Origin of the sequence: Rhizobium sp. AN68 (assembly GCF_030758035.1) — a bacterium.
GTDB lineage: Bacteria > Pseudomonadota > Alphaproteobacteria > Rhizobiales > Rhizobiaceae > Agrobacterium > Agrobacterium tumefaciens.
On record NZ_JARWMI010000002.1, the window covers coordinates 812,468 to 836,837 of the forward strand.

Below are 24,370 nucleotides of genomic sequence, written 5' to 3' on the forward strand. Positions count from 1 at the left end.
ACAACTGGAGGAGTTCATGATGCAGGCCAAACTACCCAGCCCGATCGATGTGCATGTGGGTACACAAATCCGAATGCGCCGCAAGTCGCTCGGCATGAGTCAAAGCGCGCTGGCGGGCCGGTTGGGCATTACCTTCCAGCAGGTCCAGAAATACGAAAAGGGTGCCAATCGCGTCGGCGCGTCCCGTTTGCAAGCCATTGCATCGGTTCTCGGCGTCGATGTCAGCTCTTTGTTCGCCAATGCGACGCCGGATGTCGGAAACGCCAATCCCGCCCTTGGCACGATCAATGCCATGCAGTCTTTCGTTGCGTCGAATGAAGGATTTTCGCTCAATCAGGCCTTTGCCCGAATCAAGAGCGCAACCGTGCGCAAGAGCATCGTTGCCCTCGTGACATCGCTTGCGGCTACCGAAGCGGCGGAAAATAACGGCGCGCCGGAAAACAAGAGCGACGATTGACGCAGGTGTGACGCTCGCGTGACGCTCGATGTGGTCGAAAATGAACAACGCGGGATCAACGCGTTTTCATACTGTCGACTGTCGAGAGGGAATCATGGTGGCGTCTACCGCAGCAATACTTGAACAGGACAATGCAGACGAGATTCTGGCGCTCGGGCGGATGGTTTCCTATCTTTGCCAGCGCTCCAAATCTCTGGAACTGGGGATGTCGACCTATTTCCTGGAAATGGCATTGCTGTCGCTGGCCCAGGACATCAATCAGCATGGCTCGCTACCGGCCGGCGCAGAAATGAACGGCAGCGGTTTCGCACACGCCGAACTCCATTAAAACACCGCTTTTTAACGACCGCGTCTGCAATTGCGCAGAGCCGCAGACATTTTTCGTCTGCGGTTCCGGCTGGGCTGAAACACACCGGACGCATATATTTTTTAGTCAACTCCAAGAACTTTTGTTCCCAGCATTTGTCGAGGCCCGGTTTTTACCGGGCCTCGATTTGTAGTGGAAGTAAAGACGACAGAATTCTGTCGTCAGGCAACGACCGCGCCCGGACCCGCCACAGCACCCGGCGGCACCTTGCCCAGAATAATCATGCCGAGGACCTCGTCCTTCGTCACATCTTCCGTGCGGGCATGTCCGACCACCTTGCCGTTTTTCATGACGAACACCCGGTCGGCGAGATCGAAGACGTCATGGATATCGTGGCTGATGAGGAAGATGCCGATGCCCTGCCGTTTCAGTTCCTTGACGAGATCGCCGACCTGTGCCGTTTCCTGCGGCCCGAGTGCTGCCGTCGGTTCGTCCATGATGAGGATGCGGGCATCGAACAGAATGGCGCGGGCGATTGCCACGGACTGCCGCTGGCCACCGGAAAGCGCCTTCACCGGCTCCTTGAACCGCCGGAAATTGGGGTTGAGACGCCCCATGACCTCGCGGGCCGAAGCTTCCATGGCGACATCATCCAATGTTCCCCATTTCGTCTTCAGTTCGCGGCCGAGATAAAGATTGGCCGCCGCATCGACATTATCCGCCACCGCCAGCGTCTGGTAGATGGTTTCGATGCCGTATTTCTTGGCGTCGCGGGGATTGCGGATATCCGCATCCTCGCCGTTGATGAGGATTTCGCCCCCATCCCGCCGGTATGCACCGGACAATATCTTGATGAGCGTCGATTTGCCGGCGCCGTTGTGGCCAAGAAGGGCCACCACCTCACCTGGGAAAAGATCGACAGAGGCGTTTTCCACCGCATGGATACCACCGAAGGAAATGGAAATATTGCGCATTTCCACGAGGGGCGTGACTTGTTCCGTCATTGGGGTTCTCCTCGGTTCTTACTTGGCGCGGGCGCGGTAGATGGTGTCGAGCCAGACGGCGACGACCAGAACCACACCGACGACGATGCGCTGAAAGGGCGTATCGATGCCCACAAGCACCATGCCGGATTGCAGCGATTGCATGACGAGCGCGCCGAGCATCGCGCCCGCTATGGTGCCGACGCCGCCGGCGAGCGACGTGCCGCCGATGACCGCCGCGGCGATCGTATAAAGTTCATCCAGTTCACCCTGGGCATTGGTGGCCGCATTGAGACGGGCCGTGGAGATTGCCGCCGCGATGGCGCAGAGAACGCCCATCAGCGTGAAAATCTTCACCGTGACCCAGCGGGTCTTGATGCCGGCGAGTTCCGCCGCCTCCGGGTTGCCGCCGATTGCGAACACATAGCGTCCGAAGCGCAGCCGCGTCGCGATGAAGGTCATGACAGCACCGACGGCAAGCGCCATCAGCACCGGAATGGCAATGCCGTGCGGAATGAACAGACCGCCATCCGGCCAGGTAATGCCATTGGCATCGGCATAGTTGCGGGCAATGTTGACCGGCCAGGGATAGCTGTTGACGACAGCTACGAAACCGACGACGACGACGCAGCCAAGTGCCACCAGGAAATATTCCGCCCAGACGGGCCGCAGCGGAAAACCGAAACGACGACGCTGGTGGCGGGAATTCAGGATTGCCGCGACAATGGCGACGCAGGCGACAATGGCTGCGATCCAGCTCCATGTCGCGCCGATCGAGCCGCTGGTGCCGCCACCCATCAGGCGGAAGGTGGAATCCATCGGCGCCACGGTGCGGCCGCTGGTGACGAACCATGTGCCACCGCGCCAGACCAGCAGACCACCAAGTGTGACGATGAAGGACGGCACGTTCAGGAAAGCGATGATCGAGCCCTGCAGCATGCCGATCGCTCCGCCGACGAGAATGCCGACCAGAAGCGTGACGATCCATGTCGCCCAATGTTCAAAGCCGAGGAGCTGCGGCAGGATTTCCGCCTGCATGACACCCATGATCATGCCGGAAAAACCGAGGATCGACCCGACCGACAGATCGATGTTACGGGTAACGATGACAAGCACCATGCCTGTCGCCATCACCGCGACCGAAGCGGTCTGGACGGAGAGGTTCCAGAGGTTTCTCGGCGTCAGGAACAGCCCGCCCGAAAGAATATGGAAACCGATCCAGATCAGAAGAAGCGCACCGACCATGCCGAGCAGCCGGGTATCAAGCTCCGTGGCACTGATGAAACGTGAAATCGAGCCCGTCTTTTCCGTCTTGGGGGACGCTGTGGAATTGGATTGTGTCATGTCGGCCATGGACTGCCGGTCCTCCTTACATCTGAAAGGCGCCGCGCCACGTATCAGTGGCGCGGCGCCCAAACATCAACCTAGCGGTCTCAGTTGCAGGCCTTGACGGATCCGGCCTTTACACCCTGGCAGGCCGTTTCCTTCTTGATCCAGCCGGCGTCGATGACGACGTTCAGATTGTCCTTGGTAATGGCGATGGGCTTGAGGAAGACTGACTGCATCGTCACTTTTTTCGGACCGCCATCAAAAGCGGCAACGCCCTTGATTTCCGTCATCTTCTTGCCGCCCGCAAGTTCCAGCGCGATGCCGGCAGCTTCCTTGCCGAGTTCGCGGCTATCCTTCCAGACAGATACCGTCTGCGTGCCGAGCGCTACGCGGTTGAGCGCGGCGAAGTCCGCATCCTGACCGGATACGGGAACAGAACCTGCGAGGCCCTGCGCGGCAAGAGCGGCAATTGCGCCACCGGCCGTTCCGTCGTTCGAGGCGACGACCGCATCGACCTTGTTGTTATTCTTGGTCAGGAACTGCTCCATGTTCTTCTGGGCATTTTCCGGCTTCCAGCCATCGGTATAGGCTTCGCCGACATTCTTGATCTTGCCCGCGTCGACAGCGGCCTTCAGGACTTCCTGCTGTCCGGCAAAAAGAAAGTCCGCATTCGGATCGGAAGACGAACCCTTGATGAAGACGTAGTTGCCTTCCGGCTTGACCTTGAAGACTTCGGCGGCCTGAAGGCGACCGACTTCCTTGTTGTCGAAGGTGATGTAGAAGGCGTTCTTGTTTTCGATCAGGCGGTCGTAACCCACCACCGGAATACCTTCAGCGACGGCCTTTTCAACAGCCGGGCCAATCGCGTCGCTGTCCTGCGCAAGAATGATCAACGCATTGGCGCCCTGGGAAATCAGCGATTCCACGTCGGTCAGCTGTTTTGCGGCGGACGACTGCGCATCGGCGGAAATATACTTCGCACCGGCCTTGTCGAGAGCTGCCTTGATTGCCGCCTCATCCGTCTTCCAGCGCTCTTCCTGGAAATTGGACCAGGAAACGCCAACGACGAGATCAGCAGCAATGGCTGCGGTGTGCAGGGAAACGAGTACAGCTGTACCCGCCAAAAGCTTGGCAAACGAATTCATGATGTCCTCCCGGTAAGGGCGAAGCCTGCACCTCCATGCAGGGAAAACGCCCGGAAAAAGCTGTCGGGCTCTGTGATTTCACAATTTTCTCGACAGTCGAGAAAATTAATGTCAGAGATTTCCCATGCTGTCAACAACGGCTGCGGGCAGCATCCGGGTGCCTTGATCTTGCTCGTGGCGTGCGCCATCAGAGGGGATAAGCACGACAGGAAAAAGCCGTTCAGGGAGCATACCCCAGCCCATGTCCGCCATTGCAAGCACGGAACTGGTGCGCCAGAAAAACAGCCTGTCGGTGATGGCAGCGCTGCGCCTTCATGGCAGCCTCTCCCATACGGACATGTCCTCCTTCACCGGGCTTGCCTCCGCCACCGTTTCCGCAATCACCATGGAACTCGAGCGGGCCGGCCTCATCCTGCGCAAAGAGCAGCTAGCCGCCGCCGGGCGCGGGCGGCCGCGCATCCTCTTTGGGCCTGATGGTGCTTTCTGCCACGTCGCAATCGTCATCATTTCGTCCGACAGCGTGCAATATTCGTTGGTCGACTATGCCGGCAAGCTGGTGGACCGCTTCACCGAGCAGAGGATCACGGCTGAAAAAGGGTCATTCGGCGGCTCGATCCTCTCCGGCCTTGCACGGCTTGCGGACCGTTCGCGCATCGACCGGCACGACATTCTTCAGGTGTCGATCAGCAGCAAGGGGCTTGTGGACGCGGCAGCGGCGGTGCTCGTCTGGTCGCCGGTGCTCGGCACCGAAAAGATAGATTTCCAGCAGCTCATTTCTCAGGACGGCCGCATCCGCGTGACGCTGAACAACGAAACGCTGCTGGCCGCAAAAGCCATCTGGATGCAGGAGCAGGCAAAGGACGGCCCGAAACCGGAGGCACTTGTCACCCTGTCGCTCGGCCACAGCATTGGCCTCGGCATTGCCCGCGCCGCGGGTGGCGGGATAGAGGTTAGCGCCCCCAATTTCGGACATATGCTGCATCTGGCCGATGGCGCCCTTTGCCGCTGCGGCACCAGAGGCTGTATCGAGGCCTATTCAGGGTTTTATGCAATCCTGCGTTCGGCTTTCGAGGCCCCGCCGCAGGCGGAACCGGCAAAATTCGTGCCGATTGCCGAAGTGGACAAGATCGCCGCTTCCGCCCGCGCCGGCGGGCGCATGGCGCGGCTTGCCTTCCGCACAGCCGGGCTTGCACTCGGCAACGGCCTTTCACGTCTGTTCAGCCTGCACGGCCATATGCCGGTCTTCATCACTGGCCCCGGCACACGCTATTTCGATCTTCTGGAAAGCGGCCTTCACGATGGCCTTGCGCAATCGCAGTCGGTACGCTTCGGCGGAATGCCAAAAATCGGCATCGCGCCCAACGAACCGGAACTGGTGTTCGAAGGGCATATGGAACACGCTCTGTCCGCCGCCGACGACTATATATTGAGCGCTGATGGCCCTGAAAGAGCGGCAAGGAACTCGGGGAACTGACGGGAAAACTCGTAGATGCTCAGGCCTGCTCCGTCACGGCTTCGCCCTTTTCCTTGACACCAGTCAGCGTGGAAACGAATTCATCCAGAGCGGCAGCCTCGTCCCTGCTCAACCGCAGGCCCTGTTTAGTGCGCCGCCAGAGAATATCCTCGGCTGCAAAGGCCCATTCGTGTTCCACCAGCCAGCGCACTTCGCATTCATAAAGTGTGCCGCCGAAATGCCGGCCGAGGCCGGAAACATCGGTGGCGACACCGAGCAGTTCCGCAGCCTTCGTGCCGTAGTTTTTGATGAGCCGCTCGGCATGGCGTCCATCAAGGAATGGGTAACGGGAGACAAGCGCCCTCACCTGGGCGTCATATCTCTCCACCCCGAAGTCACCGCCCGGCAGATACGAGCCCGCCGTCCAGGGCTTGCCCTTTTCTCCGATGGCTGCGCCGATCTTTTCCAGAGCATGTTCCGCCAGCCGCCGGTAGGTGGTCAGCTTGCCGCCGAAGATATTGAGCAGCGGCGCTTCGCCCTCTGCCTCTTCAACCTTCAGCACATAGTCGCGTGTGGCTTCCTGCGCCTTTGAAGCGCCATCATCGAAAAGCGGGCGCACGCCGGAATAGGTCCAGACGATATCATCCGGCTTCACCGGCTCGCTGAAATATTCGCTGGCGGCATTACAGAGATAGGAAATCTCTTCCTCGGAGATGCGCACCTTGGCCGGATCGCCCTTGTAGTCGCGGTCCGTGGTGCCGATCAGCGTAAAATCTTGCTCATAGGGAATGGCGAAGATGATGCGGTTGTCCGGGTTCTGGAAGAAATAGGCGCGCGGATCGGAAAACTTCCTGCGCACGATGATGTGGCTGCCCTGCACGAGACGAACATTGTGCACATCGTTGCGGCCGAACACGCCGGACAGCACGTTATCCACCCATGGGCCAGCGGCATTCACCAGCATGCGCGCTCTGTGCGTGGCTGAACGACCGGTCTTTTCGTCCAGCGTCACGATAAGCCACAAGCCGCCTTCGCGCCGTGCGGAAACGACCCGCGTGCGGTTCATGATCGTCGCACCGCGATCCGCCGCGTCACGCGCATTCAGAACCACGAAACGGGCATCGTCCACCCAGCCGTCGGAATATTCGAAAGCCTTGGCAAAGACCGGCTTCAGAGGTTTGCCTGCCGGGTCTTGCCGAAGATCGACCGTGCGCGTCGGCGGCAAAAGCTTGCGGCCGCCGAGGTTGTCATAAAGAAAGAGGCCAAGCCGGACCATCCATGCCGGACGCACGCCGCCTTTCTGGAGCGGCAGGACGAAGCGCATGGGCCAGATGACGTGCGGGGCCATGGCCCACAGAATTTCACGCTCCATCAAGGCTTCTCGCACCAGACGAAACTCATAATGTTCGAGATAACGCAGGCCGCCATGGATGAGCTTGGTGGCTGCCGAAGACGTACCGGAGGCAAAATCGCCCTTTTCCGCAAGCGCCACGGAATAGCCCCTACCCACGGCATCGCGGGCAATGCCGCAACCATTCACGCCACCGCCGATGACAAAAAGATCGAATATGTTTTCGCCGGACATAGGGCCTCGCAAGACAGCGCCGGGGACCATTTTCCCCTACGTTGAAAGATTATCGTCATAAAAACGAAAACAAAACGAATGTCAAAAGAAAACAAACGAAACCCATGTTTTCAGCACAAGCGAACGGCAACTGCCGCCGGTGAATCACTTCGCCAACGTGTTTCGGGATGTCGGTACGGGGTCTGTGTTTCAGACGTGTGTCGGAGTGACCTGCTCAAGCTCGTAAAGCACGCCACCCATATCCTTTGGATGCAGGAAGAGAACGGGATTGCCATGCGCGCCGATCTTCGGCTCGCCATCACCTAAAATGCGGATGCCTTTTTGGACGAGATCGTCTCGCACGGCCAGAATATCCGGCACCTCAAAGCACAGATGATGCGTGCCGCCACCCGGATTTCTTTCGAGGAAGGCGGTAATCGGGGAGTTCTCTCCAAGCGGATGAAGAAGTTCGATCTTGGTATTGTCAGCCTGAACGAAAACCACTGTCACGCCGTGTTCGGGCAGGGATTGCGGCTCGGAAACTTGAGCGCCAAGCGCCCTGTATCGCGAAACCGCGGCATTAAGATCGGGCACGGCAAGGGCGACGTGGTTCAATCTTCCGAACATGGCCGTATTCCTCTCACGCGTTGCGCCGGATGCCTTCCAGCAGATCGAGAACCTTGTTCGCCGCATCCATGACATTGGTGCCGGGTCCGAAAATCGCCGAAACGCCGTGGTCGAGCAGGAACTGATAATCCTGGCGCGGAATGACGCCGCCGACGACGACGATGATGTCCTGGGCACCCTTCTGCTTGAGCGCCTCCACAAGCTGCGGTGCGAGCGTCTTGTGGCCTGCGGCAAGCGACGACATGCCGACCACATGCACCTTGTTCTGAACCGCAAGATCGGCTGCCTCGGCAGGCGTCTGGAACAGCGGCCCGGCCAGCACATCGAAACCGATATCACCAAAGGCCGACGCGATAACCTTCGCGCCGCGATCATGCCCGTCCTGCCCGAGCTTTGCGACCATGATGCGCGGTTTGACGCCGAGCCGTTCTGCCACGCCGGAAAGCCGCGTAGCGAGCGTGGCAAGCTCCGGCTCGTCCTTGTAGGCCTCGCCGTAAATATCCTCCACCACTTCCGGCACGGCAACGTAATCGCCGAAGACGGCACGCAGCGCATCGGAAATCTCGCCGACGGTGGCGCGGGCGCGGGCGGCGACGACTGCCGCCTCGAGAATATTACCCTTGCCGCTACGGGCAATTTCAGACAATGCCGCCAGCGCCTTCGAGACGTCCCCGCCGTCGCGGCGACGTTTGGTGTCCTCAAGGCGGCGGATTTGCGCAGCGCGTACGGCGGCGTTGTCGATATCGAGAACGTCGATATCCTCCTCGGTTTCCAGACGGTAGCGGTTGACGCCGACGATGACTTCCTCGCCCTTGTCCACGGCCGCCTGCCGACGCGTGGCCGCCTCCTCGATCAATCTTTTGGGCAGGCCTTCGGCCACCGCTTTGGTCATGCCACCAAGCGCCTCCACTTCCTCAATCAGCGCCCAGGCTTTTTGCGCCAGTTCATCCGTCAGGCTTTCGACATAGTAGGAACCGGCCAGCGGATCGACGACCTTGGTGACGCCGGTTTCATGCTGGAGAATAAGCTGGGTGTTGCGGGCGATGCGGGCGGAAAATTCTGTCGGCAGGGCAATGGCTTCATCAAAGGAATTGGTGTGCAGCGATTGTGTGCCGCCCAGCACGGCGGACATGGCCTCGAAAGCGGTGCGGACAATGTTATTGTAAGGGTCCTGTTCCTGAAGAGACACACCGGATGTCTGGCAATGGGTGCGCAGCATGAGCGACGACGCCTTTTGCGGCTTGAACTCTTCCATGATGCGCGACCAGAGGAAGCGGGCGGCGCGCAGCTTTGCGGCCTCCATGAAGAAATTCATGCCGATGGCAAAAAAGAACGACAGGCGGCCGGCGAAATCATCGACATTCAGTCCCTTGGCAAGGGCGGCCCGCACATATTCCCGCCCATCCGCCAGCGTGAAGGCAAGCTCCTGCACCAGCGTGGCACCTGCCTCCTGCATGTGATAGCCGGATATCGAAATAGAGTTGAATTTCGGCATCTCCTTCGCCGTATATTCAATGATATCAGCAATGATACGCATCGAAGGCTCGGGCGGGTAGATATAGGTGTTGCGGACCATGAACTCCTTGAGAATGTCGTTCTGGATGGTGCCGGAAAGTGCGGCACGCGAGACACCCTGCTCTTCCCCCGCAACGATGAAATTGGCGAGCACCGGAATGACGGCCCCGTTCATGGTCATGGAGACGGAGACCTTTTCGAGCGGTATACCATCGAACAGGATTTTCATGTCCTCGACGCTGTCGATCGCTACGCCCGCCTTACCGACATCGCCTTCAACGCGCGAGTGGTCGCTGTCATATCCGCGATGAGTGGCAAGATCGAAGGCGACCGAAACACCCTGTTGGCCGGCGGCGAGCGCCTTGCGGTAAAAGGCGTTGGAAGCTTCGGCAGTCGAAAACCCGGCATATTGGCGGATCGTCCATGGCCGCCCGGCATACATGGTGGCGCGCGGGCCGCGCGTGAAGGGTGCAAAGCCCGGCAGGCCATCGAGATGTGAAGCCTTTTTCAGGTCATCGGCCGTGTAAAGCGGTTTGACGTCAATGCCTTCGGGCGTATGCCAGACGAGTGCATCCGGTGAACGCTTCAGCTCCTTTTCGGCAAGCTGCAGCCAATCCCGCACCGTTTTTTCACCCGACATGCATATCTCCCCTTCTGCATTTCATTTTCAGTACTGTGACTGGTGATCGTGACCGAAATCCAGCCTACCCCGTAACCCGCTCCGCCCCTCATCCGTTCCTCAAAAACGGTATCAAGCCCTATTCAAATTCGAGGATGACCTCATCCACGGCGAGGCTATCGCCCGGCTTTGCCGACACTTTGGCAACCCGGCCGCGTTTTTCCGCACGCAGGATGTTCTCCATCTTCATTGCCTCCACCGTCGCCAGCGCCTGACCGGCTTCGACCTCGTCCCCCTCGCCAACCGAGATCCCGGTGATGACGCCCGGCATCGGGCAGAGCAACAGTTTCGACGTATCGGGCGGCAGCTTTTCCGGCATCAGCAGCGCCAGTTCCGCCACGCGCGGGCTGCGCACATGGGCGAGAACATCCATGCCGCGCCAGCGCAGGCGAACCGCCGCACCGGCAAGATCGACCTTGGCGGCGATCACCTCGCCCGCCACCGTGAACAGGCCAAGGCTGCGGCCGGGAAGCCAGCCGGTAGCGACTGTCAGCGCAGCACCATCCTCAAAACGGATTGCCATGCCTTCAGCACCGGTCTCCACGCTGACGCTTCGACGGGATCGACCAAGCGAAACCACCCAGTCCTGACCGACAATGCGACGATGATTGCCAATGGTACCGGAAATTTCGACCGCACGGTTTTGAAGCCGATGGTGGATAACGGTGGCGATGGCTGCGAGCTTGCGCGCGGAGGCCTCATCGGGCTCGACCCCGGAAAAGCCCTCCGGAAATTCCTCGGCGATAAAACCCGTCGTCAAACGGCCGGCCCGAAAACGCTCGTGCTGCATGACAGCCGAGAGGAACGGCAGATTGTGGCCGATGCCCTCCACTTCGAAACGATCCAGCGCCTGCCCCATGGCATCGATGGCGGTTTCACGATCCTTTGCCCAGCTACAAAGCTTGGCGATCATCGGATCGTAATACATCGAGATTTCACCGCCTTCGAAGACGCCGGTATCGTTGCGGATCACGGTGCCGTTTTCCTGCTCGCCCTCTTGCGGCGGGCGATACCGTGTCAACCGGCCGATGGAGGGCAAGAAATTACGATAGGGGTCTTCGGCATAAAGCCGGCTTTCGATTGCCCAGCCGTTCAACTTTATATCGGTCTGCCCGAAGGACAGCTTTTCGCCTGATGCCACGCGGATCATCTGCTCGACCAGATCAATGCCTGTGACGAGTTCCGTTACCGGATGTTCCACCTGCAGGCGCGTATTCATTTCCAGAAAGTAGAAATTGCGCTCGCCATCGACGATGAATTCGACCGTTCCGGCCGAATGGTAACCAACTGCTCTCGACAGAGCCACGGCCTGCTCGCCCATGGCCTTGCGCGTTGCCTCATCAAGAAAGGGCGATGGCGCTTCCTCGATGACCTTCTGGTTGCGGCGCTGGATAGAGCACTCTCGCTCGCCAAGGTAAAGGATATTGCCGTGTTGATCGCCCAGCACCTGAATTTCGATATGGCGCGGCTGGGTGACGAATTTCTCGATGAAGATGCGGTCGTCCCCAAAGGAAGATTTCGCCTCGTTTTTTGACGACTGGAAACCCTCGCGCGCCTCCGCATCGTTAAAGGCGATGCGCATGCCCTTTCCGCCGCCGCCGGCCGAGGCCTTGATCATCACGGGATAACCGATCTCGGAGGCGATCCTCACCGCCTCATCTGCATCCCCAATCAGCCCCATATGGCCGGGCACGGTGGAAACACCGGCTTCCGCCGCGAGCTTCTTGGAGGTGATCTTGTCGCCCATGGCCTGGATAGCGCGGACCGGCGGGCCAATGAAGATCACACCCGCCTTCTCCAGCGCCTCGGCAAAGGCAGCGTTCTCCGACAGGAAGCCATAGCCGGGATGCACCGCATCAGCCCCGGTCTTCTCGATCGCAGCAAGGATTTTATCGATGACGATATAGGACTGCGACGAGGGCGCCGGACCGATATGAACGGCCTCATCCGCCATCTTCACATGCAAAGCATTGGCATCAGCATCCGAATAGACGGCAACCGTCGCAATGCCCATCTTCTTCGCCGTCTTGATGACCCGGCAGGCGATCTCGCCGCGATTGGCGATGAGGATTTTCTTGATCATTTGCCATCGCCTTCAAAAGTATGATTCTCAATCAGCGTCAGATAAGCAGCGGGAACAGCATCGGTCAGCCAGACACCATTGTCGGCTTGAAAAAAGCTGTGGCCAGCGGCAAACATCCGACTGGCATCAACCATTAGGATGGCGGGTTTTCCGTGCCGCTGGCCGACCGCATGTGCCGTCACGCTGTCTGCCGAAAGGTGAACCTGCTGCCGGCTGCCCGGTCGCAATCCTTCCTGCAGGATAGCATCTAGGAAACGTGTCGCAGTACCATGGAAAAGCTGCGGCGGCGGTTCTAAAGGAGCGCTACCAAGATCGACCTTTACTGAATGCCCCTGCGCGGCCCGGATGCGGTGCCCATCTTCCGAAAGGGTGAAACGCTTCTTGTCGCTTTCGGTAACGACCGCACGCAGACCGGCCTCGTCGAGCAGCGTGCCACTCGCATTTGCTTTTGCCAATAGATCTCCGACATCCGCCCAACCCTGAGCATCCATGGTAAGCCCGATGCTTTCGGGCGCATGTCGCAGAACATAGCTCAGGAATTTGCTGGTGGCCGTCGACATTGAATTTCATTCCCTATTGGCGGATGACAGCACACTCAAATCTCGAAAAAAGTTCTCGAAGGATTCCGGGAAATTCTGCCGGGCGACGCGCTCGTCGATGACAAGCATCGCCTGGTAGGAAAGCGGATCGAAATTCTTTTCCGCCGGCAAGACCTCGCGGCCGAACAGCAGGCTGAGGCGGGCAGCGTCGAGATTACCACGCTCGAACGGCTCGGGACCAAAATGGTGCCAGAGCGAGTGCAGGAAGGCCGCATCGATGCGGTGTTCCTTGGAATCGTCCCGCGCCCTTCGGGGTATCATCTTGATGGGCGTTACCCCTTTTGGATTGGCGCGGCGGATGGTGAACTGGATGCCCGTGCTCGGCATGCCGGAGGGAAATCCCTTGTGTTTGGTCATTTCGGGCAGGTTCGCCATCTTTTGTCCTTCCAGAAGCATTTCCATTAAAAGCAGGTCCGCTTTTACGTCCGGATATGCGTAAATTCAAATAATTAGAGCGCTTTCATGGTCCTATTAAAACCAGAAGCGCTCTAGTCTTTTCGTTATGCCTTGCCGATTTTGTCCTGCGTCTTCTGCTCGAAGTCGGAGGCATCGTGGCGTTCATGCAATTGTTCGGACGGATCGCCCGAGGTTTTGTTGACGATCACGCCGCGCTTGACCGCAGGGCGTTCGCCAATTTCAAGCGTCCAGCGCATAAGGTTCTTATAACCGGCCGCTTCAAGGAAAGCACCGGCATCGCCATAAGCTTGGCCGAGCGCTATCTTGCCATACCAGGGCCAGACGGCCATGTCGGCAATCGTATATTCCGAGCCCGCCAGATAACGGTTGTCGGCCAGATGACGGTCAAGCACGTCAAGCTGGCGTTTAACCTCCATGGCGTAACGGTCGATAGCATATTTGATCTTGATCGGGGCGTAGGCGTAGAAATGGCCGAAACCGCCGCCGAGGAAGGGGGCGGAACCCATCTGCCAGAACAGCCAGTTCAGCGCCTGCGTGCGGGCATTGCCCTCTTTCGGCAGGAAAGCGCCGAATTTTTCCGCGAGATAGACGAGGATCGAGCCGCTCTCGAAAACCCGGGTCGGCTCGGGCGTCGAATGATCCATCAGCGCCGGGATCTTGGAGTTCGGATTGACGCCGACAAAACCGGAGCCGAACTGGTCGCCTTCGCCGATCTTGATCAGCCAGGCATCATATTCGGCGCCCTTGTGGCCAGCGGCCAGCAATTCTTCCAGCATGATCGAGACCTTCTGGCCATTCGGCGTTGCCAGCGAATAAAGCTGCAACGGATGTTTGCCGACCGGCAATTCCTTGTCATGGGTGGGACCGGCGATCGGGCGATTGATATTGGCGAACTGGCCGCCATTACCCTTGTCCCAGGTCCAGACCTTGGGCACTTCATATCCGGCGGGAAAATTATCTGCGGAGGAGTTCTCGGCCATAAAAATCAGTCCTTGTGCGTTTCGGGAGGGCACCGAAGGTCGGGCGCCTGAACATCATTATAGTAAGGTGGCCAAAGTATTTTTCCAGCCCCAGAGCAGGTCAGAGCGGAATGGTATCGTGCTTTTTCCAGCGGGTTTCGACGTTCTTGCCCCGCAGCGAAGCAAAGGCACGGGCGATGCGGCGGCGCGAGGAATGCGGCATGATAACCTCATCGATGAAACCACGCTCTGCCGCCACGAAGGGATTGGCGAAACGCTCCTCATATTCCCTTGTGCGCGCGGCGATCTTGTCCGGATCGGAAAGCTCCGAGCGATAGAGGATTTCCGCGGCCCCTTTTGCGCCCATGACAGCGATTTCCGCAGTCGGCCAGGCATAGTTCACATCAGCGCCGATATGTTTCGAGGCCATCACGTCATACGCGCCACCATAGGCCTTGCGGGTAATCAGCGTCACCATCGGAACCGTCGCCTCGGAATAGGCAAACAGCAGTTTCGCACCGTGCTTGATGACGCCGCCATATTCCTGCGCCGTTCCCGGCAGGAAACCGGGCACATCCACCAGTGTCAGCAGGGGAATGTTGAAGGCATCGCAGAAGCGCACGAAGCGGGCGGCCTTGCGTGAGCTGTCAATATCCAGACACCCGGCCAGCACCATCGGCTGGTTTGCGACGACGCCTACTGTCTGGCCTTCCAGACGCATGAAACCGGTGATGATGTTTCTGGCAAACGCCTCCTGCAACTCGAAGAAATCGCCCTCGTCGGCGAGCGCATGGATCAGTTCCTTCATATCGTATGGCTTGTTGGAACTGTCGGGGATCAGCGTATCGAGGCGCGCTTCCAGCCGTGCGGGATCGTCATGAAAAGGCCGGACTGGCGGTTTTTCCCGATTATTCAGCGGCAGGAAATCGAAAAGCAGGCGCACATGCTCAAGTGTCTCGATGTCGTTTTCATAGGCGCCATCGGCAACGGAGGATTTTTTGGTGTGTGTGGAGGCGCCGCCCAGCTCTTCCGCCGTGACGATCTCGTTGGTCACGGTCTTCACCACATCCGGCCCGGTTACGAACATGTAGGAGGTATCGCGCACCATGAAGATGAAGTCGGTCATGGCAGGCGAATAAACGGCACCACCGGCACACGGCCCCATGATGACAGAGATTTGAGGCACAACACCGGAGGCGATGACGTTGCGCTTGAAAACGTCGGCATAACCGCCGAGCGAAGCAACACCTTCCTGAATCCGCGCGCCGCCACTGTCGTTGAGGCCAATCACGGGCGCGCCGTTGCGCACGGCCATATCCATGATCTTGCAGATTTTCTGGGCATGGGTTTCCGACAGCGAACCGCCGAGCACGGTAAAATCCTGGCTGAAAACATAGACCTGCCGGCCGTTGATGGTGCCCCAGCCGGTAACGACGCCATCGCCCGCCACCTTCTGTTCGGCCATGCCGAAATCCACCGCACGGTGGGTAACGTACATGTCGTACTCTTCGAAGGAACCTTCATCCAGCAACACATCGATGCGCTCGCGCGCCGTCAGCTTGCCCTTGGCATGCTGCGCCTCAATGCGCTTGACGCCGCCGCCGAGCCGCGCTTCGTCGCGGCGCGTCTGCAATTGCTCCAGAATGTTGGGCATGTTTCCTCCATGCGTTTCCTCAAAATCAATAGCTTAGAAAACATTCGCCTAGAAGCCTTGATCGTGCGCGTATGCGTGGCATAAATATTTGCAATATTTACTTTTGCAAAGTTGCAACATGGCGACGGAAAAGCTCTTCATCGGCCGCAAGGTCCGCGGCCTTCGCGAAAACGCCCGCGCCACGCAGGCACAGTTTGCCGAACGGCTCGGCATTTCGGCCAGTTATCTGAACCAGATCGAAAACAATCAGCGACCCGTTTCCGCCAGCGTTCTGGTGACGCTGGTGGAAAAATTCCAGCTCGACGTAACGGAGCTGGCAACGGGCGAAAACGACCGACTGGTTTCCGCTGTGCGCGAGGCCCTGAAAGACCCGCTGTTCCTGAATTACGAGCCCGGGCTGCAGGAACTGAAGCTGATTGCGCAGAACGCACCGGGTTTTGCCCATGCGCTTTTGCGCGCCCACCAGGCCTACCGGCAAAACAGCGAGCAGCTGGTGCAGCTGGATGACAGGCTGGGGCGGGGAACCGCGCAGGTGGAAAGAACACCTTACGAAGAGGTCCGCGATTTCTTCCACTTCGTCGACAATTACGTTGCCGAAATCGATCTTCTGGCGGAAGAACTTGCATACGAACTGGAGATAGAGGGCGGCGAGACCTACGGCATTCTCGCGGCCCATCTACGCAGCCGCTTCGGTGTCCATATCAACAGAACGGAGGCGGCGGGCGGATTGATCCGGCATTTCGATCCGGCCGGCAAAACGCTGGCGCTCAGTTCCTACATGGCAGCACCGACCCGCTGTTTTCAGCTTGCGCTTCAGATCGCCCAGCTTCATGCGGGAGCAACCGTGGACAGAGTGCTGGCCGGCGCCGGTTTCCGTAGCGCCGAAGCCGCGGAAATATGTCGCATCGGCCTTCACAACTATTTCGCCGCCGCGCTGATCCTGCCATATGGGCAATTTCACCGGGCCGCGCAGGAATTGCGCCACGATCTGGAACTTCTGGCCGTGCGCTTCGGCGCGAGTCTTGAACAGGTGACCCACAGGCTCAGCACTTTGCAACGCCCTGGTCAGAAAGGCGTGCCGATCTTTTTCGCCAAGATCGACCGGGCTGGCAACATCACCAAACGCCACAGCGCCACAAGACTGCAATTTGCCCGTTTCGGCGCGGCCTGTCCGCTGTGGAACATTCATCAGGCCTTCGAAAGCTCCGACAGGATAGTACGCCAGCTGGCGGAAACACCTGACGGCGTGCGCTATCTTTCCATCGCCACGCAGATCGAAAAAGCCGGCGCCGGTTTCAACACGGACAGGCCACGTTATGCCATCGCGCTCGGCTGCGAAATTTCCCATGCGCAGAATTTCGTCTATGCCGATACACTCGATCTCGCCAATGCCGCCTCCTTCAAGCCCATCGGCGTTTCCTGCCGGGTATGCGAAAGGGTCGATTGCGTGCAGCGCGCCGTACCGCCGCTAAAACGCAAACTACATGTCGATCATCTCTCACGCGGAGCCCTGCCCTACCGGATCGCGGACTTCTAGCGCCGCGCGGCCATATCAGGGTAGCGGCACCATCGCGCGCCGCATGATATTTGCATAGTAGCCCCAGAACAGCCGGGCGGCGACGGAGCGCCAGGGCGTCCAGAGTTCCGCCCGCGCCGCCAGCCATTTCGCATCCGGCCGTGCCTCGAGCGAAAGCGCGTGGCCCACCGCAGCCCGCAGCGCCACATCACCAACCGGAAAAATATCGGGGTGGCCGCCGCAGAACATCAGATAGACTTCCGCCGTCCACGGACCAATGCCGTGAAGCGCCACCAGCTCAGAAAGGGCCACATCTGCTTCCTTGCGACTGACGGCATCAAGATCGATGCGGCCATCCGCAACCGCGTGCGCCAACCCTTCCAGCGTTGTTGCCTTGGCCCGGGAAAGGCCGAAAGTGGCGCGCAATTCTTCCGGCACCGCCAGATAGTTTTCCGCCGTCACCGCCCCGCCCGTGCCGGCAAGGATACGCACCCATATGGCGTTGGCGCTGGCGCGCGACACCATCTGCGACACGACGATATGGGCAAGGCCCGCAAAGCCGGGCTCGTGAATACGCAACTCCAGCGGACCGGCTTTTTCGATAATAAGGCTAAGAGCCGGATCGAGGCGGGCAAGATCCGCCAGACCTTCGCTGATATCGTCGAGGCCCCTGATGATTTTCATGTCTGCACAGCCCATATTCACGTTGGCCCGGCACCGGGTGGCGAGGCGCTTCAAAACATGTCAGAAGAAACCATGCCTTCGCCCGTCCGTCAAAAACCGGTTTATCGTTTTGCGCCCAGCCCCAATGGCGCCCTGCATCTGGGCCATGCGCTTTCCGCTTTTCTGAACCACGACATGGTGCGGGAAAACAGTGGCCATTTTCTGCTGCGCATCGAAGATATCGACCAGACGCGCTGCACTCCGGAGCTGGAGCAGGCGATCTATGATGATCTTGGCTGGCTGGGACTGGAATGGGAAAAGCCGGTGCGGCGGCAATCGGAGCACTTCGATGAGTATCGCACAGCACTCGACAGGCTGGTCGAGGCCGACCTCGCCTATCCCGCCTTCTTAAGCCGGGGTGAGACGAAAGCCATTGTCAGGGCCTTTGAGGCAGAGGGAAGGCTCTGGCCGCGCGATCCCGACGGCGCGCCGCTTTACCCCGCAATAGATCGGCAAAGGCCGCAGGCGGAACGGGCCGAACTTCTGGCATCAGGCAGGCAACACGCCTGGCGGCTCGACATGGAAAAGGCGGTCCGCACCTTGCACAGCAAGCTGTTCTGGCGCGAGAGCGGCGACGGGCAGACCGGGGAAATCGAAGCTTTGCCGGCGCTCTGGGGCGATGTGGTGCTGTCGCGCTCCGACGCCCCCTCCAGCTATCATCTTTCCGTTGTGGTGGATGACGCGCTGCAAGGCATCACCCATGTGGTGCGCGGCATGGATCTGTTTAACGCAACCGCCATTCACCGGCTGCTGCAACAATTGCTGGACCTGCCGCCACCCGCCTATAACCACCACCGACTGATTTTGGGTGCTGATGGGCGCAAGCTCTCGAAAAGCGAAGGCAGCACCGGCCTTTCAGCGCTTCGGGCGGAAGGAAAAACGCCGTCAGATATCCGCCGGCTTGTCGGGCTCCTCTAGCACCTGCTCGCGGCGCGCACTGTTGCCGGAGATATTGCGGCGGATGATCTGCCGGACCTTGTATTTCATCAGAGCGGCATTCACTTCCGCACCCAGCATGAAGATGACACCCACCATGTAAAGAAACACCAGAACCACCATCACCGAGGCCAGACCGGCGTAGGTGGCGGCATAATTGGCGAAGGTGGAGAGGTAATAGGCAAAGATCGCCGCGCCGATGACCCAGAAGATCATTGTCAGCAGAATGCCGGGCCAGACATCCCAGATGCGGCGTTTGCCGGCCGGAAGCCACAGATGCGCCGCCACCAGCCCGACCGTCAGAACGACGATGGTGCCGTAAAGTCCGAGGCTGGAAACCGTGTTCAGCGCATCCGTCAGCCAGGGAAACCGCTGTTCGGCAAAGGACGTTGCGACCGGCACCGCAACAAGTACGATGCTGATGCCGGTAAAGACTACCACTGCGATCAATACATAAAGCAGACTGAGAAGACGGGTGATGTACCACCAGCGCGTTTCCGTGACGCGATAGGCGCGGTTGAGCGAGATTCTGAGCGCCTCGACGCCGTTGGAGGCAAAATATGCGGCCGCCAGCACCGAAATCGTCAGCAGTCCGCCGCGCGGAATGGTCAGGACCTGCTGCACCTGCGCGGCAAGCGGACCTGCGATCGCTTCCGGCCAGGTGTCAAAAATCAGATGCACCGCCGTCTCGGAAAACTGGTCAGCCCCCAGAAAGCCGGCCAAAGCCGTGCCGAAAATCAGGAACGGGAACAGCGCCAGCAGGATGGAAAGCGCCATGTGGCTCGCCATCGCCCAGCCGTCATCCTCGGCAAAATGAGAATAGGCATCGAAGGCAACCTTGCCTGCCAGGCGCACTGCGGCAACCATGTCGCCTCCATTCATCGGCATTTCATTTGTAACTTCGCCCCGAATATGGGAAGTCAGCTCTACTTTGTACAGCGCACAAGCCCGCCTTTCGGTTCCCGCAGGCATACAGATTTTGCGCAATACAATTTTCACAGGCCGGACCATCGGGCCAGCGCAACATTCGGCTTTCCGGAGCGGCATAGATGCCTGAAAAACCCGTCATCATAATTACCGGATGTTCCTCGGGCATCGGAGCCCATTGTGCCGGCGCGCTTCACCGCGACGGCTGGAGGGTGTTTGCCACCGTGCGTCGCATCGTCGATATGGCCGCGCTCGAAAATCAGGGCATAGAAACCCTGATCATGGACTATACCAAGCCCGAAACCATCGCGGCTCTCGTGGATACGGTTGCGGCCAGAACCGGAGGCCGCATCGATGCGCTGTTCAACAACGGCGCCTATGGACAGCCGGGTGCTGTGGAGGATCTGCCGGTGGAGGCACTGCGGCAGCAATTCGAAACCAACGTCTTCGGCTGGCACGATCTGACGCGGCGGGTCATTCCCTTCATGCGCCAGCGCGGTTCAGGGCGCATCGTGCATTGCTCCTCCATTCTCGGCCTCGTTCCCTATCGTTATCGCGGCGCCTATACCGCATCGAAATTCGCCATCGAGGGCCTTGGCGTCACGCTGCGCATGGAACTTCAGGACAGCGGCATCCATGTGAGCCTGATCGAACCGGGGCCGATCACGTCGAAATTCACCACGACGGCGCTTGCCCACGTCAGGGACAAGATCGATCTGGAAAACTCGGCCCATGCTGTGGAATACAAGCGTCAGTTGGCGCGGATGGATGGGTCCGGCCCGGTCAACCGCCACAAGCTTGGCCCCGATGCCGTTTACGCCGTGCTAAAACACGCCCTGACCGCCGCAAAGCCAAAACCGCATTATCCCGTCACCGTTCCCGCCAAACAGGGGCTGTTGCTGAAACGGCTCTTGCCTGCCGGACTGTTCTATCGTCTGCTGCGCAGATTCGATTGAGGAGGAGTACCCCCTAAATGTCCGGCTTCACCACTGTTCTGGCCCTTATCGTCATGGGCCTCGTTGTCATCGTGCTGATACGAGGCCTTTTCAACATGCTGAAGGGCCAAGACGCCAACCGTTCCAACAAGTTGATGCAGCTTCGCCTTCTGTTGCAGGCCATCGCCATCGTGCTCATCATGCTGACCCTTTGGCTCACCGGCGGCGGACGCTGACATGGTGAAACTGAACAAGATCTACACCCGCACCGGCGACAAGGGCACGACGGCGCTGGTGTCCGGTCCCCGCCGCCTGAAGCACGATCTTCGCGTCGAGGCCTATGGCACGGTGGACGAAACGAATTCGGCGATCGGCGTGGCGCGGCTGCATACCGCCAATACTGATATTGCCAGCATGGAAAAGCTGGATTCCATGCTGTTCCGCATCCAGAACGACATGTTCGACCTCGGCGCGGATCTCGCGACCCCGGAAACCGGCGAGCCGCCGGCCTACGAACCGCTGCGCATTGTCGAGAGCCAGGTCACGCGGCTGGAAAACGAAATCGACGACCTCAACTCCGCAATTGACCCCCTGACCTCCTTCGTGCTGCCGGGCGGCAATGCGGCGGCGGCCAATCTGCATCTGGCGCGCACGATCTGCCGACGCGCGGAACGGCTCATGGTGGAGCTCTCGGTTGCTGAAAACGAGATCGTCAGCCCGGAAGCGCTGAAATATGTCAACCGCCTGTCCGACTTCCTGTTCGTTGCCGCCCGTTTTGCCAATGATATGGGCAAGGCTGACATATTGTGGGTTCCCGGCAAGAACCGCTAAAGCCTATCTCTCGCACAAACGAAGGGCGTTCGATGTTCATACCGCTGCACGATGCGAATTCCCTCAAACATATCCGGCTGCAATATGTCACGATCGGCCTGATCGTGGTCAACGTGCTGGTATGGCTATTTACCGGCGTGCTTGCCAGCGACGTCCAGGCCAATGCCGCAGCGCTCGGCCTCGGTTTCATCCCGGCTGTGGTGTTCGACTACGCCTACCTGGAGCCCGCCTTGCAGGTGGTGCCGGATGACCTGACCGTCGTCACCTATGCGTTCCTGCATCTGGATTTCTGGCACATGGCAGGCAATATGCTGTTTCTGTGGGTCTTCGGCGACAACGTCGAGGACGCACTCGGCCACTTCCGTTTCCTTATCTTTTACATCGCCTGCGCCATAGCCGGCGCGCTGTTGCACGGCTTTGTCGCACCCATGTCGGAAGGGCCGCTTATCGGTGCATCAGGCGCTGTTTCCGGCGTCGTCGCGGCCTATTTTCTCCTGCATCCCAAGGTGCGCGTCTGGGTTCTGGTGTTCATGCGCATTCCGTTGCCCTTGCCTGCCTTCATTCCGCTGGCGTTATGGATCGGACAGCAATTTCTGATGCTGGCACTTGGCCTTGAGGAAAATGTTTCCTGGGGGGCACATGTGGGCGGCATATTGGCCGGGGCTGTGATGGTAATTTTCATGCGCCGGCCGGACGTTCCCCTGTTCGACCGCACGATTGTTCCGCCAAGGGCGGCGCAGTTCAAGAATCCGTCGCAAACGGCGGGGTTGTCGCAAATCGAACGGGGCTATGACGGGAGCAGATGAGCCGTTGACGAAGAGATAAATTATTTACGTTAACGTCAACGTAAGGTATGCCTTGCGTGCATGTGATAATGAACATTGCTCCGTTGTATTTGCGGGAAAAATGCTTATCCATGTCGCCAACCTGTTTTTGGAGGTCCGCGCGGTCTTGTCGCCTCGCGGACAGGAGTTTGAGGAAAACCGCCGATGAAGATCCTTGTCCCTGTCAAACGAGTTGTTGATTACAACGTCAAGATCCGCGTGAAGTCGGATGGTTCGGGCGTTGAACTCGCGAATGTGAAGATGTCGATGAACCCGTTCGACGAAATCTCGGTGGAAGAGGCTCTGCGGCTGAAAGAAGCCGGCAAGGCCGAAGAAGTCGTGGTCGTGTCGATCGGCCCTGCCAAGGCGGAAGAGACGCTGCGCACGGCGCTCGCCATGGGTGCCGACCGCGCCATCCTGATCGAGACCGAAGAGACGGTCGAACCGCTGGCCGTCGCCAAGCTTTTGAAGGGCGTGGCGGAAGCCGAGCAGCCCGGCCTCGTCATCGTCGGCAAGCAGGCGATCGACGACGACAGTAACCAGACCGGTCAGATGCTGGCCGCCCTTCTCGGCTGGGGCCAGGGCACCTTCGCCTCCAAGGTCGTACCGTCTGATGGCAAGGTCGCTGTGACGCGTGAAGTCGATGGCGGCCTGCAGACGGTCGAACTGAAACTTCCCGCTGTCGTGACCACCGATCTTCGTCTGAACGAGCCGCGTTACGCCTCGCTGCCGAACATCATGAAGGCAAAGAAGAAGCCGCTCGACAAGAAGACCCCGGCCGATTTCGGCGTCGATGTCACGCCGCGTCTGAAGGTTCTGAAGACAGAAGAGCCGGCTGGCCGCAAGGCCGGCATCAGGGTCGGCTCGGTGGCTGAGCTGGTTGAAAAGCTCAAAGCCGACGGCGTCCTCTAAGGTTTCGGAAAAGGGAGATTACAACATGGCCATTCTTCTTCTGGCAGAACACGACAACGCAACCCTTTCCGACCTGACGGCGAAGACGCTGACGGCGGCAACGCAGATTGGCGGCGACGTCCACGTGCTCGTTGCCGGCTCCGGTGCGAAGGGTGCCGCCGACGCGGCGGCGAAACTGTCCGGCGTTGCCAAGGTACTGCTTGCCGACGACGCATCCTATGCCAACGCGCTTGCCGAGCCGCTGGCGGCGCTGATCGTTTCGCTCAGCCCTTCCTATGACGTCATCATCGCACCGGCGACCGCTTCGGCCAAGAATGTCGCCCCGCGCGTCGCAGCCCTTCTCGATGTGGCCCAGGTCTCGGAAATCATTGAGGTCGTCAGCCCGGATACTTTCAAACGTCCAATCTATGCCGGCAACGCCATCCAGACGGTGCAGGCAAGCGACGCCAAGAAGGTCATCACCGTGCGCCCCACCGCGTTTGCGGCAGCCGCTGAAGGTGGTTCGGCACCGGTGGAAACCATCGGTGCTGCCGAGAACCCCGGCGTTTCTGTCTTTGTATCCGACGCGCTCGCCTCTTCCGATCGTCCGGAACTGACCTCTGCGAAGATCATCATCTCGGGCGGTCGCGCACTCGGCTCCTCGGAAAAGTTCCGCGAAGTGATCCTGCCGGTTGCCGACAAGCTCGGTGCAGCCGTCGGCGCATCGCGCGCAGCCGTCGATGCGGGTTATGCACCGAACGACTGGCAGGTCGGTCAGACCGGCAAGGTCGTGGCACCGCAGCTTTACATCGCTGCCGGCATTTCGGGCGCCATCCAGCATCTGGCCGGTATGAAGGACTCGAAGGTCATCGTTGCCATCAACAAGGACGAGGAAGCGCCGATCTTCCAGGTTGCCGATTACGGCCTCGTCGCAGACCTGTTCGAGGCTCTGCCAGAACTCCAGAAGGCTCTGTGATTTTAAGCCTTTAGCCAAAGGCGGCGCGTTTTTTGAACGC

24 protein-coding genes are annotated in these 24,370 nt (G+C 59.4%); 11 read left to right on the forward strand and 13 right to left on the reverse strand.

The genetic code is table 11. The features are described 5' to 3' along the window. The first annotated feature begins 19 nt into the window (after positions 1-19). Both RBH71_RS07145 and RBH71_RS07150 read left to right on the forward strand, forming a co-directional pair. Entirely contained in the window at positions 20-457 is a 438-nt protein-coding gene (locus RBH71_RS07145; RefSeq protein ID WP_025595440.1) for a helix-turn-helix domain-containing protein, read from the forward strand. A gap of 94 nt (positions 458-551) precedes the next feature. Next, entirely contained in the window at positions 552-785 is a 234-nt protein-coding gene (locus tag RBH71_RS07150) for a hypothetical protein (RefSeq protein ID WP_013761765.1), read from the forward strand. Positions 786-985: 200 nt separating this feature from the next. On the opposite strand, the gene RBH71_RS07155 is transcribed toward RBH71_RS07150, so the two are convergent. The 3 genes from RBH71_RS07155 to xylF all read right to left on the reverse strand — a co-directional run bounded on the left by RBH71_RS07155 (position 986) and on the right by xylF (position 4,221). Further along, the gene (locus RBH71_RS07155; protein ID WP_013761766.1) at positions 986-1,768 is read right to left on the reverse strand and encodes an ATP-binding cassette domain-containing protein; all 783 of its coding nucleotides are present in this window, start codon (positions 1,766-1,768) and stop codon (positions 986-988) included. An 18-nt stretch (positions 1,769-1,786) separates the two neighbouring features. Next, positions 1,787-3,100, reverse strand: a complete 1,314-nt coding sequence (locus tag RBH71_RS07160) for a sugar ABC transporter permease (RefSeq protein WP_003511299.1) — start codon at positions 3,098-3,100, stop codon at positions 1,787-1,789. A gap of 80 nt (positions 3,101-3,180) precedes the next feature. Next, a complete protein-coding gene (gene xylF, locus RBH71_RS07165; protein ID WP_003511300.1) occupies positions 3,181-4,221 on the reverse strand; it encodes a D-xylose ABC transporter substrate-binding protein in 1,041 nt (346 codons plus the stop codon). Between the two features lie 241 nt (positions 4,222-4,462). Here xylF and RBH71_RS07170 point away from each other — a divergent pair, with 241 nt between their 5' ends. Further along, a complete protein-coding gene (locus RBH71_RS07170; protein ID WP_003511301.1) occupies positions 4,463-5,695 on the forward strand; it encodes an ROK family transcriptional regulator in 1,233 nt (410 codons plus the stop codon). Positions 5,696-5,714: 19 nt separating this feature from the next. Here the strand turns inward: RBH71_RS07170 and RBH71_RS07175 are convergent, their stop codons facing one another. The 8 genes from RBH71_RS07175 to RBH71_RS07210 form a co-directional block, all read right to left on the reverse strand. Next, on the reverse strand, positions 5,715-7,259 hold the full coding sequence (locus RBH71_RS07175; RefSeq protein WP_003511302.1) for a glycerol-3-phosphate dehydrogenase: 1,545 nt from the start codon (positions 7,257-7,259) through the stop codon (positions 5,715-5,717). A gap of 189 nt (positions 7,260-7,448) precedes the next feature. Next, entirely contained in the window at positions 7,449-7,865 is a 417-nt protein-coding gene (mce, locus tag RBH71_RS07180; RefSeq protein ID WP_003511303.1) for a methylmalonyl-CoA epimerase, read from the reverse strand. 13 nt (positions 7,866-7,878) lie between these two features. Further along, entirely contained in the window at positions 7,879-10,020 is a 2,142-nt protein-coding gene (gene scpA, locus RBH71_RS07185) for a methylmalonyl-CoA mutase (RefSeq protein WP_003511304.1), read from the reverse strand. A 118-nt stretch (positions 10,021-10,138) separates the two neighbouring features. After that, on the reverse strand, positions 10,139-12,142 hold the full coding sequence (locus RBH71_RS07190; protein ID WP_003511306.1) for an acetyl-CoA carboxylase biotin carboxylase subunit: 2,004 nt from the start codon (positions 12,140-12,142) through the stop codon (positions 10,139-10,141). Further along, entirely contained in the window at positions 12,139-12,702 is a 564-nt protein-coding gene (locus tag RBH71_RS07195; RefSeq protein WP_003511308.1) for an RNA 2'-phosphotransferase, read from the reverse strand. Before RBH71_RS07195 ends, RBH71_RS07190 begins: the two co-directional genes overlap by 4 nt. A gap of 6 nt (positions 12,703-12,708) precedes the next feature. Then, on the reverse strand, positions 12,709-13,116 hold the full coding sequence (locus tag RBH71_RS07200; protein WP_323572490.1) for a hypothetical protein: 408 nt from the start codon (positions 13,114-13,116) through the stop codon (positions 12,709-12,711). 125 nt (positions 13,117-13,241) lie between these two features. After that, entirely contained in the window at positions 13,242-14,138 is an 897-nt protein-coding gene (gene yghU, locus RBH71_RS07205) for a glutathione-dependent disulfide-bond oxidoreductase (protein ID WP_003511310.1), read from the reverse strand. Between the two features lie 100 nt (positions 14,139-14,238). Further along, entirely contained in the window at positions 14,239-15,771 is a 1,533-nt protein-coding gene (locus tag RBH71_RS07210) for an acyl-CoA carboxylase subunit beta (protein WP_003511311.1), read from the reverse strand. A 118-nt stretch (positions 15,772-15,889) separates the two neighbouring features. On the opposite strand from RBH71_RS07210, the gene RBH71_RS07215 reads away from it, so the two are divergent. Next, positions 15,890-17,308, forward strand: a complete 1,419-nt coding sequence (locus tag RBH71_RS07215; RefSeq protein ID WP_323687231.1) for a helix-turn-helix domain-containing protein — start codon at positions 15,890-15,892, stop codon at positions 17,306-17,308. A 15-nt stretch (positions 17,309-17,323) separates the two neighbouring features. Here RBH71_RS07215 and RBH71_RS07220 read toward each other — a convergent pair whose 3' ends face one another. Next, complete coding sequence (locus RBH71_RS07220; protein WP_111803066.1) at positions 17,324-17,971, reverse strand: DNA-3-methyladenine glycosylase family protein; 648 nt, start codon at positions 17,969-17,971, stop codon at positions 17,324-17,326. Positions 17,972-18,043: 72 nt separating this feature from the next. Between RBH71_RS07220 and gluQRS the strand changes: the two genes are divergently transcribed. Further along, positions 18,044-18,928, forward strand: coding sequence for a tRNA glutamyl-Q(34) synthetase GluQRS (gluQRS, locus tag RBH71_RS07225; protein ID WP_162632405.1), 885 nt, complete (start codon positions 18,044-18,046; stop codon positions 18,926-18,928). Here the strand turns inward: gluQRS and RBH71_RS07230 are convergent. Further along, positions 18,896-19,813 (reverse strand): YihY/virulence factor BrkB family protein, encoded by a 918-nt coding sequence (locus tag RBH71_RS07230; protein ID WP_013761775.1) that lies wholly within the window; start codon positions 19,811-19,813, stop codon positions 18,896-18,898. The two genes, gluQRS and RBH71_RS07230, sit on opposite strands and share 33 nt — an antisense overlap. Positions 19,814-19,995: 182 nt before the next feature. Between RBH71_RS07230 and RBH71_RS07235 the strand changes: the two genes are divergently transcribed. The 6 genes from RBH71_RS07235 to RBH71_RS07260 all read left to right on the forward strand — a co-directional run bounded on the left by RBH71_RS07235 (position 19,996) and on the right by RBH71_RS07260 (position 24,330). Beyond that, positions 19,996-20,829 (forward strand): SDR family oxidoreductase, encoded by an 834-nt coding sequence (locus tag RBH71_RS07235; RefSeq protein ID WP_019564858.1) that lies wholly within the window; start codon positions 19,996-19,998, stop codon positions 20,827-20,829. Positions 20,830-20,846: 17 nt separating this feature from the next. Next, complete coding sequence (locus RBH71_RS07240) at positions 20,847-21,044, forward strand: twin transmembrane helix small protein (protein ID WP_003497428.1); 198 nt, start codon at positions 20,847-20,849, stop codon at positions 21,042-21,044. A gap of 1 nt (position 21,045) precedes the next feature. Further along, the gene (locus RBH71_RS07245; protein ID WP_111803044.1) at positions 21,046-21,639 is read left to right on the forward strand and encodes a cob(I)yrinic acid a,c-diamide adenosyltransferase; all 594 of its coding nucleotides are present in this window, start codon (positions 21,046-21,048) and stop codon (positions 21,637-21,639) included. A gap of 32 nt (positions 21,640-21,671) precedes the next feature. Continuing rightward, positions 21,672-22,445 carry a rhomboid family intramembrane serine protease gene (locus RBH71_RS07250; RefSeq protein WP_003511318.1) on the forward strand — a complete coding sequence of 258 codons (774 nt, stop codon included), beginning with the start codon at positions 21,672-21,674 and terminating at the stop codon, positions 22,443-22,445. Positions 22,446-22,628: 183 nt separating this feature from the next. Beyond that, positions 22,629-23,375 (forward strand): electron transfer flavoprotein subunit beta/FixA family protein, encoded by a 747-nt coding sequence (locus RBH71_RS07255; RefSeq protein WP_003511320.1) that lies wholly within the window; start codon positions 22,629-22,631, stop codon positions 23,373-23,375. A 25-nt stretch (positions 23,376-23,400) separates the two neighbouring features. Next, entirely contained in the window at positions 23,401-24,330 is a 930-nt protein-coding gene (locus RBH71_RS07260; protein WP_003511321.1) for an electron transfer flavoprotein subunit alpha/FixB family protein, read from the forward strand. The last annotated feature ends 40 nt before the right edge of the window (positions 24,331-24,370 follow it).